A 3,304-nucleotide genomic window follows, 5' to 3' on the forward strand; every position below is an offset into this window, starting at 1 on the left:
CGGAAGGTTTCCCAGTACTGCTTCGGCGTGGAACGGAAAGACGGACGGTCGACTGTGCTTGGCACGTTGTTGGGTCCTGAAGGTACGGCCGTGAGGTTGATGTCTTCAGTGCCGGCCCCAGTGAACTCGCCAGCTTGTCTGGTGGGGTGATGGGTGGCTGGTCGTTGTTTGAGAACTACACAGTGGACGCGAGCATCTGTGGCCAAGTTTTTAAGGGCGCACGGTGGATGCCTGCTGCCAACTGAGCTTTGATCCGGGGGTGTCCGAATGGGGAAACCCGGCAGTCGTCATGGGCTGTCACCCACTGCTGAACACATAGGCAGTGTGGAGGGAACGAGGGGAAGTGAAACATCTCAGTACCCTCAGGAAGAGAAAACAACCGTGATTCCGGGAGTAGTGGCGAGCGAAACCGGATGAGGCCAAACCGTATGCGTGTGATACCCGGCAGGGGTTGCGCATGCGGGGTTGTGGGAATGAGCTTTCACAGTCTGCCGGCTGTGAGGCGAGTCAGAAACCGTTGATGTAGTCGAAGGACATGCGAAAGGTCCGGCGTAGAGGGTAAGACCCCCGTAGACGAAACATCAGCGGCTTGCTTGCTCATCTCCCAAGTAGCACGGGGCCCGAGAAATCCCGTGTGAATCTGGCGGGACCACCCGCTAAGCCTAAATATTCCCTGGTGACCGATAGCGGATAGTACCGTGAGGGAATGGTGAAAAGTACCGCGGGAGCGGAGTGAAATAGTACCTGAAACCGTGTGCCTACAAGCCGTGGGAGCGTCGCCGTTGTTCTTCGGAACAACGGTCGTGACTGCGTGCCTTTTGAAGAATGAGCCTGCGAGTTAGCGGTGTGTAGCGAGGTTAACCCGTGTGGGGAAGCCGTAGCGAAAGCGAGTCCGAACAGGGCGATTGAGTTGCACGCTCTAGACCCGAAGCGGAGTGATCTAGCCATGGGCAGGTTGAAGCGGAGGTAAGACTTCGTGGAGGACCGAACCCACCAGGGTTGAAAACCTGGGGGATGACCTGTGGTTAGGGGTGAAAGGCCAATCAAACTCCGTGATAGCTGGTTCTCCCCGAAATGCATTTAGGTGCAGCGTCGTGTGTTTCTTGCCGGAGGTAGAGCACTGGATAGGCGATGGGCCCTACCGGGTTACTGACCTTAGCCAAACTCCGAATGCCGGTAAGTGAGAGCACGGCAGTGAGACTGTGGGGGATAAGCTCCATGGTCGAGAGGGAAACAGCCCAGAGCATCGACTAAGGCCCCTAAGCGTACGCTAAGTGGGAAAGGATGTGGAGTCGCAGAGACAACCAGGAGGTTGGCTTAGAAGCAGCCACCCTTGAAAGAGTGCGTAATAGCTCACTGGTCAAGTGATTCCGCGCCGACAATGTAGCGGGGCTCAAGCGTACCGCCGAAGTCGTGTCATTGCAGCAAGAGGGCCAACGCCCGCTGTGATGGGTAGGGGAGCGTCGTGTGCCGGGTGAAGCAGCAGCGGAAGCTAGTTGTGGACGGTTCACGAGTGAGAATGCAGGCATGAGTAGCGATACACACGTGAGAAACGTGTGCGCCGATTGACTAAGGGTTCCTGGGTCAAGCTGATCTGCCCAGGGTAAGTCGGGACCTAAGGCGAGGCCGACAGGCGTAGTCGATGGACAACCGGTTGATATTCCGGTACCCGCTTTGAAACGCCCAATATCGAATCAGGCGATGCTAAGTCCGTGAAGCCGTTCCGGACCCTTCGGGGAAAGGAAAGTGGTGGAGCCGACGAACCAGACTTGTAGTAGGTAAGCGATGGGGTGACGCAGGAAGGTAGTCCAGCCCGGGCGGTGGTTGTCCCGGGGTAAGGGTGTAGGCCGAGGGGTAGGCAAATCCGTCCCTCATACAAGGCTGAGACCTGATGCCGAGCCGATTGTGGTGAAGTGGATGATCCTATGCTGTCGAGAAAAGCCTCTAGCGAGTTTCATGGCGGCCCGTACCCTAAACCGACTCAGGTGGTCAGGTAGAGAATACCGAGGCGTTCGGGTGAACTATGGTTAAGGAACTCGGCAAAATGCCCCCGTAACTTCGGGAGAAGGGGGGCCATCACCGGTGATGACACTTGCTGTCTGAGCTGGGGGTGGCCGCAGAGACCAGCGAGAAGCGACTGTTTACTAAAAACACAGGTCCGTGCGAAGCCGTAAGGCGATGTATACGGACTGACGCCTGCCCGGTGCTGGAACGTTAAGGGGACCGGTTAGTGACCTTTCGGGGTTGCGAAGCTGAGAACTTAAGCGCCAGTAAACGGCGGTGGTAACTATAACCATCCTAAGGTAGCGAAATTCCTTGTCGGGTAAGTTCCGACCTGCACGAATGGCGTAACGACTTCTCGACTGTCTCAACCATAGGCCCGGTGAAATTGCACTACGAGTAAAGATGCTCGTTTCGCGCAGCAGGACGGAAAGACCCCGGGACCTTTACTACAGTTTGATATTGGTGTTCGGTTCGGCTTGTGTAGGATAGGTGGGAGACTTTGAAGCAGCCACGCCAGTGGTTGTGGAGTCGCCGTTGAAATACCACTCTGGTCGTGCTGGATGTCTAACCTCGGTCCGTGATCCGGATCAGGGACAGTGTCTGATGGGTAGTTTAACTGGGGCGGTTGCCTCCCAAAGGGTAACGGAGGCGCCCAAAGGTTCCCTCAGCCTGGTTGGCAATCAGGTGTTGAGTGTAAGTGCACAAGGGAGCTTGACTGTGAGACCGACGGGTCGAGCAGGGACGAAAGTCGGGACTAGTGATCCGGCGGTGGCTTGTGGAAGCGCCGTCGCTCAACGGATAAAAGGTACCCCGGGGATAACAGGCTGATCTTCCCCAAGAGTCCATATCGACGGGATGGTTTGGCACCTCGATGTCGGCTCGTCGCATCCTGGGGCTGGAGTCGGTCCCAAGGGTTGGGCTGTTCGCCCATTAAAGCGGTACGCGAGCTGGGTTTAGAACGTCGTGAGACAGTTCGGTCCCTATCCGCTGTGCGCGTAGGAATATTGAGAAGGGCTGTCCCTAGTACGAGAGGACCGGGACGGACGAACCTCTGGTGTGCCAGTTGTCCTGCCAAGGGCATGGCTGGTTGGCTACGTTCGGGAGGGATAACCGCTGAAAGCATCTAAGCGGGAAGCCTGCTTCAAGATGAGTATTCCCACCTCCTTGAGAGGGTAAGGCTCCCAGTAGACGACTGGGTTGATAGGCCAGATGTGGAAGCCCGGTAACGGGTGGAGCTGACTGGTACTAATAGGCCGAGGGCTTGTCCTCAGTTGCTCGCGTCCACTGTGTTAGTTCTGAA

The 3,304-nt window shown here is 56.7% G+C and carries 1 rRNA gene; it reads left to right on the forward strand.

The annotated features are described in order from the left end of the window. The first annotated feature begins 200 nt into the window (after nucleotides 1–200). Nucleotides 201–3,273: ribosomal RNA gene (locus IF89_RS0134635) — 23S ribosomal RNA — on the forward strand. Nucleotides 3,274–3,304 lie beyond the last annotated feature (31 nt).

The organism is Streptomyces sp. NRRL F-2664, assembly GCF_000719345.1.
Lineage (GTDB): Bacteria > Actinomycetota > Actinomycetes > Streptomycetales > Streptomycetaceae > Streptomyces.